Origin of the sequence: Microcella sp., from assembly GCF_033763155.1 — a bacterium.
Classification (GTDB): Bacteria; Actinomycetota; Actinomycetes; order Actinomycetales; family Microbacteriaceae; genus Microcella.
Genome location: NZ_JANRKZ010000130.1, coordinates 1 through 6,532, shown reverse-complemented (window position 1 = coordinate 6,532; position 6,532 = coordinate 1). Strand labels below are relative to the sequence as shown.

Below are 6,532 nucleotides of genomic sequence, written 5' to 3'. Positions count from 1 at the left end.
GAGATCGATGGTGGGGCCGAGCCCGGTGGTCTTCGTCGTGCGGTCGACGTAGCCGAGGGTTACGGGCAATCCCGCCTCGCGAGCGATGCGGTAGAAGCCCGACTTCCAGTGGGTGTGGCCCTTGCGGGTGCCGTCGGGGGTCACGACGAGGCCGAAGATCTCGCCCGACTCGATGCGCGCGAGCACCTCGCCAACCACGGCGCTAGGCGCATCCCGGTCGACAGCGATGCCGCCGAGGCCGCGCATGATCGGGCCGCGCCATCCCTTAAACAGGCTCTTCTTGCCGAGCCAGCGAAAGTGCATGTCGAGCTTCCACGCGATGGCGAGCATGAAGACGAAATCCCAGTTGGAGGTGTGCGGCGCCCCGATCAAGACGGTTGGTCGATCGGGCGCCGGCTCAGACACCATTCGCCACGAACTGAAAGCCCAGAAGATGCGCGCGACCATGCGGCGAAGGAACATGCGACAAGAGTACGGGGCGGAGCGTTTGCACGCCCCACCCCGTTCGTCTCACAGATCGTCGCGCTTAGCCCGCGGGTTCTTCGGCGGGCTCCTCGGCCGGAGCGTTGTCCACGTCAACGGTCTCGCGCAGCTCGCGAATCTCGGCCTCGAGCTCGTCGAGGTTCTCGGGCTCGGGCAGACCGCACTCGCCGAGCTCTTGCTCGACCTGCAGGGTCAGGCCCTCTTTGCCATCGGCGTGCGCAGCATCCACGGTTCCCTCGTAGATCGCCCCGTCGGCCGACACGCGGTTGACGGCCGAGGCGTCGAGGCACAGGTGGTAGACGCTGCCGCTCTGAGTCCACGTCACGTAGTCCTGACCCGTGAGCTCTTCGACGATCGCCGTGTACTCGGGAATCTGGCCCTCGTTGGCGTACTGCTCGACCGACGGCGGGTTGAACGACGCACCGAGCAGGGTGGCGACGATGAGCACGACGATGCCCACGGCGCCTGCGATGCCCTTCTGCTTTCCGTCCATGTCTTTGTTGAGGAAGATCAAGATGATGAGCGGCAAGAACGCGATCATCGTGATGATGGCGCCGAGCTGGTTCTGCACGAAGAAGCGGACCGGCTCCGACTTCTTGGCCGGGTCGAGGCGGTTGGCCTTCTTCCACAGCTGCGAACCCGCGACGGCGAGCAGGCCGATGCCGAGCAGCATGCCGAGCAACAGCCACAGCGCGGTCTCAGAGTTGACGAACCACGGAGCCGACACAGCGGGCTTGAAGGGCTCGAGCCACAGCAACCAGTAGATCGCGAGGCCCTCGCCAATCAGAGCGCCCGCCCAGAAGCCCCACGCACCCCACCGCAAGCCCGTGGCCTGGCTCTTCGCCTCGGCCGTCGGCTTCCAATCGGTCGACGCGCCCGCTTCGGTCGACTCGGCGCGCTCGGCAGCCGTCTCGTCGACCTCGACTCTGACGACCTTCTTCGTGGTCTTGCGTTCTGCCATGGGAGTGGCCTCTCGGTTCGGGGTGGGGCAATCCAATACTGGGCGAGAGCCTAGCCGAGCAGGGGGTCGCAAACGTAGCCGTCTGAGGAGTAGCGTCGCGGCCATGTTTCTTCTTGAATTGAACTGGCTCGGTGTGCTCGCCGGCTTCGTCGTTTACTTCATCTCGGGCGCCCTGTGGTTTGGCCCGAAGACCTTCTACCCCGCGTGGATGCGCGCCAAGGGTCTCGACCCCGAGAACCCTCCCGGGCTGCATGGCCCGGCGTTGCTCTTCGGCCTGACGGCCGTTGGCGCCCTCGTGCAAGTCATCGCGCTCGCGAGCGTGCTGTGGTTCGTTGCTGAGGTTCAGGGCCCGGTCGGGCCGCTCGGCGGCGCGCTCGCCGGATTGCTCGTCGGCGTCGGGTTCGCCGCCGCGAGCTCGCTGTCGCACCGCCTGTTCGGCGGCGACGGCTTCAAGGTCTGGGCAATCGAGGTCGGCGGCGACATCGTCGGTCTCACCTTGGCGGGCCTTCTCGTCGGGCTCATCGGCTAAACCCACGCGGCTGCGGGCCCTGCGCCCAGCGTTTAGGGTGATGCGGTGACCGACCCCACGCTCCGCCTGCCCACACAGACGTTTCGGGCTGTTCTCGATCTCGGTGACGGCATCGGTTCGGTGCCGCCGCTTCCCCGCGGTCTCGGGCGCCCCGAGCTCGACGCCGAGTTCGACGAAGAGAGCGGCACGGTCAGTCTGTTCGTGCACTTTCCGACGGGCCAGTTGCACATCGACGTGAGCGATGAGGGCTTCGAGCATCACTTCCACGCCGCCGACGGCCGTGACGTCAACGGCAGCCCGTGGAAGCGCGAGCCGACCGAGGCCCTGCTCACGTGGGCGCGGCAGTTCGCGGCTCGAGCCCTGCCGGTCGTTCCCAACCTTCTCGCCGATGCCGAAGAGGCGGCCGAGTGGCATGCGGCCGGGCTCCGGGTGTTCGCGCGCGAGACCGGCCCCGTGCCGCTCGAGATCATCGAAGTCGAACTCGAGGGCGAGCTCATGCTGCTGCCGTGGCTCGGCAGTGGCAGCGTCGAACACGAGCACATCGACGGTGACCACCACCCGATCGAGTTGCTGTGGGATCCGCAGGGCGCTGAGCCGAGCATCCGCATCGCGCGTGCGTGGCTCGATGCGCGCACCCAGGCGCCGCGCGCTGCAGCCGAGCCGGGCATCGACTGGACGGCGGTGGGCATGCCCGCAGCCGAGGTGACCTCGTGGCTCGAAGGTGTCTACCTCAACCACCACCTGCTCGCGCACCCCGCCCAGGTCATTCTGCAGGCGGCTCTCGAGCGCCTCGCCGGAATCGACTGAGTATTCTGCGCGTCACCCAGCCGACTGGGGCACGATAGGGCTGTGGATGCTGACCGCGCGCTCGCCAACGCCCGAGCCGCGCTCGCCGCGGCCGCCGAGCGGCTCGCCCTCGCGGGCGCCACGCCCGAGCAGCTCGTCGTCACCGTGCCGGCACACCGCGCGCTCGGCGTGATTCCGCGTCGCGAGAGCTTTCGGCGCTCCGGCGAAGGATTCGTGCTCGGCGCGGTGCTCGTCACCGCGAGCGGGGGCGCCGCCGAACCGGGGCGCATCGCGCGGGCGAGTCGGCAGGTTCTGCCGGGTCACCAGTCAGAGAGTGCGCGGGCGCGGCGTGAGCTGCGCCAGCGGTTGCTCGACGCGCGCCTGCCCGAGGGCAGCACCGTGGTGATCGACTCCCGGCCCCTGCCGCTCGACGATGCGGCCGCGATGAGCGTCGAGCGGGGACCACTCGTGCTGAGCGACGACGGCGTGCTCGTGCGCTGGATGCCCACGGCTCCCGACTCGGCGCTGCGCCCCCTCGACGAGTACCTGGCCGATCGCCTCGACCTGGCGCTGGGCGCCCTGAGCGCCGCACGAACAGAGAGTGAGCATCCGTGACCGATGCATTCAGCGGCATTGAGCCCGATGTCTTCGCGTTCTACGCCGAGCTCGAGCAGAACCAGAACAAAGAGTGGTGGCTCGCGAACAAACAGCGGTACGACGAGCGCGTGAAGGCGCCGATCGAGCGGCTCGTTGACGAGCTGGGGGGCGAGTTCGGGCCGCTCAAGATCTTTCGCCCCTATAAAGACGTGCGGTTCAGCGCCGATAAGCGGCCATACAAAGACCACCTCGGTCTCGTGACCGCCGACGACTCAGCGGCGAGCTACTACCTGCAGCTCTCGCAGCACGGCCTCATGCTCGCGGGCGGGCTCTATCAACCGGCGCGCGAACAGCTTGCGCGCTTTCGCGAGATCGTCGACGACAACCGGCTCGTCGGCGACCTCGAGGCAACGCTCGACGAGGTCAGCGAGAGCGGCTTCGTGATCATGACCGACAAGGCGCTCGCGACCGCACCGCGCGGCTTCAGCACCGACCACCCGCACATCGGCCTGCTGCGCCTCAAGAACCTCGCCATCAGTGCGCAGCACGCCCCTGCTTCGTGGATGCACGGCGCCGAACTCGTTGACCGCGTGCGCGCGGGCTGGCGTACGGTTCGAGTGTGGAACGACTGGATCGCCGAGAACCCACCGACCGCCGACGAATCGAGTCGATGACCGTGGGCGAGGCGATGATCGCGGGCGGCGGGCAACGGCCCGACCCCGTCGTGCGCGCGGTGCGGGCCATCGTCGCGCCTGTCACGCGCACGCGGGCCTTTCGTTGGGCCGCGCCGCGGGCAATGCCGCCCGTCGAACGGGCGATCGCGGCACTCACGGGCCGAAGTGTGCAACTGAGCGGGTTGCTCGTGCCCTCGCTCATTCTCACCACCACGGGGGCCAAGAGCGGTGTGCCGCGCGATTCGGTGCTCATGTATACGGCCAACGGCGACGGCCGCGCCATCATCGCCGGCACGAGCTTCGGGCGCGAGCAGCACCCTGCCTGGACCTACAACCTGCTCGCCCACCCCGAGGCCGAGATCAGCGTGCGGGGGCGGCGATTCGCGGTGCGGGCATCCGTCATCGACGGCGAAGCACGCGAGGCGGCCTGGGTGCTCATCCAGCGCCAGTGGCCGGGGTACCGAGCCTATGAGCGCGAGTCGGGCCGCGTTGTCCGCTTGTTTCTGCTGACCCTCACTGACGAACTCGACCTGGCAGGAGCACCCCGTGGCTGACCTTCGACCGCTGCCCACCGTCGACCCCGTCGTGCGCGGCGTGCGCATCGTCGTCTCGGCGATCACGCGCACGAGCGTGTGGCGCTGGGCGGCTCCGCGCGTCATGCCCCCCATCGAACGGATGCTCGCCGAGGCCACCGGTGGCCGCGTGCAATTCAGCAGCGTGTTCGTGCCCTCGCTCATCCTCACGACCCGCGGCGCCAAGAGCGGACTCGCCCGCGACACCGTGCTTATGTACACGGCCGACGGCTACGGTCGGGCGATCGTCGCCGGCACCAACTGGGCGAACGAGAAGCACCCGGCCTGGACGTACAACTTGCTCGCCCACCCCGAGGCCGAGATCACGGTGCGGGGGCGGCGGTACGTCGTGCGGGCATCCGTCATCGACGGGGATGCCCGAGATCGCGTGTGGCGCCACCTCGAGTCACAGTGGCCCGAGTACCGGGCCTACGAGCGCGACTCGGGGCGCACCGCCCGACTCTTTCTGCTCACGCTGGTGCGCACGCTGCACGACTAGCGCGCTGCCCCGATTCCTCGCAAGATGCACCGCACCCACCGTGGCCCGAATAGGGGCCAAGGAATAGTCGCAATTGCTGGCGTATTCGCGCTAAATTCGTTGTCAGTCTGGCTAGTCCGCGTTGGAAACCCCCGTGTCTGACGTTCCCGTGTCTCGACTAGGCACTCTGACATACCCGATGTTAGGAAACCCGTGGCTCGCACTTCTTCTACCCGATCGCGCGTTCTTGGTGTCGTCATCGGCACCCTTGTCGTCGCCGCACTGGGCGTCGGAGGTTTCTTTGCGTGGCAGGCGCTCAACCCCACGACGCCGAGCACCCCTGACGTTGAGGAAACGGCCGCGGTTTCGTGGCCACGAATCGTGTCAGAAGCAGAATTGCGAGCGTTTGGCGCCGCGAACGGCCCGGTTTACTGGGCTGGGCCACAAGATGGCGTTCAATACGAGTTGACGATCACTGACACGGGCGTCTTCTACGTTCGCTACTTGCCCGCCGGTGCCGAGCTCGGCGAACCGAGCGATGACTTCCTCACCGTCGCGACGTACCCGAACATTGATGGCTACGACAACCTGGTTCAGGCCGGAGTGCGAGAAGGCGCGACGTCGACCGTCACTCAGGGTGGCGCGCTCATTGTCACGACCCCCGAAGCGCCTCTGTCGACGTACTTCAGTTTTGAAGGTCTCGGATTCCAAGTCGAGGTCTATGCGCCTGGTGAGGGCGAATCGTTCTCTCTCGTTGAAGACGGCACGGTGGAGATACTGCAATGACCGCCGGGCGAATTCTTCGTGCCGTAGCGCTCGCTGCAGCCATCGCTGTGGGGACGCAGCTGGGACTGGGCGTGGCTGTTGCCGCGCCCGGACCGACTCGTCCGCCGGCCGTTGATTCGCCGTCAGGTGTCTTCGGTCCTCTGATCGTCAACGACGACAGTGGCCAGCTTCCAACACTCAGTATTCCTGGCACGCAAGGCCCGGCTGGTGCGACCGGTGCGACCGGTGCTACAGGCGCCACTGGCCCGGCTGGCCCGGCTGGCCCGATCGGCCCTCAGGGAATTCAAGGTGTGCAGGGTATTCCTGGCGTTGCTGGTCTTCCTGGTCTCAATGGTGCTGATGGCACCGACGGAGCTCCGGGTGCGGTTGGTCCCGCTGGGCCGGCTGGTCCTGTTGGGCCTCAGGGTCCGCAAGGCATTCAGGGTCTTCAGGGTGAGCAGGGTCTCACGGGTGCGACCGGTGCGACCGGTGCGACCGGCGCCACGGGTGCGACTGGTGCTGCTGGTCCTCAGGGTGAGCAGGGTCTGACCGGTGCGACTGGTGCGACCGGTGCGGTTGGTCCCGCTGGGCCGGCTGGTCCTGTTGGGCCGCAGGGTCCGCAAGGCATTCAGGGTCTTCAGGGTGAGCAGGGTCTCACGGGTGCCACGGGCGCGACGGGTGCGACTG

The 6,532-nt window shown here is 67.6% G+C and carries 9 protein-coding genes and 1 pseudogene; 8 read left to right on the top strand and 2 right to left on the bottom strand.

Annotated elements, in window-relative coordinates:
• Positions 1-462, bottom strand: a 462-nt coding sequence (locus tag SFU54_RS05630; protein ID WP_319015316.1) for a 1-acyl-sn-glycerol-3-phosphate acyltransferase, incomplete at its 3' end; no start/stop codon positions are given.
• 64 nt (positions 463-526) lie between these two features.
• Positions 527-1,444: a hypothetical protein gene (locus SFU54_RS05625; protein WP_319015315.1), complete on the bottom strand. Its 918-nt coding sequence runs from the start codon at positions 1,442-1,444 to the stop codon at positions 527-529.
• 103 nt (positions 1,445-1,547) lie between these two features.
• Here SFU54_RS05625 and SFU54_RS05620 point away from each other — a divergent pair, with 103 nt between their 5' ends.
• The 8 genes and pseudogenes from SFU54_RS05620 to SFU54_RS05585 form a co-directional block, all read left to right on the top strand.
• A complete protein-coding gene (locus tag SFU54_RS05620) occupies positions 1,548-1,973 on the top strand; it encodes a DUF1761 domain-containing protein (protein ID WP_319015314.1) in 426 nt (141 codons plus the stop codon).
• 45 nt (positions 1,974-2,018) lie between these two features.
• On the top strand, positions 2,019-2,780 hold the full coding sequence (locus SFU54_RS05615) for a hypothetical protein (protein WP_319015313.1): 762 nt from the start codon (positions 2,019-2,021) through the stop codon (positions 2,778-2,780).
• A gap of 42 nt (positions 2,781-2,822) precedes the next feature.
• Positions 2,823-3,374 (top strand): hypothetical protein, encoded by a 552-nt coding sequence (locus SFU54_RS05610; protein WP_319015312.1) that lies wholly within the window; start codon positions 2,823-2,825, stop codon positions 3,372-3,374.
• Entirely contained in the window at positions 3,371-4,030 is a 660-nt protein-coding gene (locus tag SFU54_RS05605) for a DUF2461 domain-containing protein (RefSeq protein ID WP_319015311.1), read from the top strand. Before SFU54_RS05610 ends, SFU54_RS05605 begins: the two co-directional genes overlap by 4 nt.
• Positions 4,027-4,584, top strand: coding sequence for a nitroreductase family deazaflavin-dependent oxidoreductase (locus tag SFU54_RS05600; RefSeq protein ID WP_319015310.1), 558 nt, complete (start codon positions 4,027-4,029; stop codon positions 4,582-4,584). Before SFU54_RS05605 ends, SFU54_RS05600 begins: the two co-directional genes overlap by 4 nt.
• The gene (locus SFU54_RS05595; protein ID WP_319015309.1) at positions 4,577-5,101 is read left to right on the top strand and encodes a nitroreductase family deazaflavin-dependent oxidoreductase; all 525 of its coding nucleotides are present in this window, start codon (positions 4,577-4,579) and stop codon (positions 5,099-5,101) included. Before SFU54_RS05600 ends, SFU54_RS05595 begins: the two co-directional genes overlap by 8 nt.
• A 192-nt stretch (positions 5,102-5,293) precedes the next feature.
• On the top strand, positions 5,294-5,866 hold the full coding sequence (locus SFU54_RS05590; protein WP_319015308.1) for a hypothetical protein: 573 nt from the start codon (positions 5,294-5,296) through the stop codon (positions 5,864-5,866).
• Between the two features lie 290 nt (positions 5,867-6,156).
• Positions 6,157-6,532 (top strand): annotated as a pseudogene (locus SFU54_RS05585) (hypothetical protein); the annotation flags it as partial.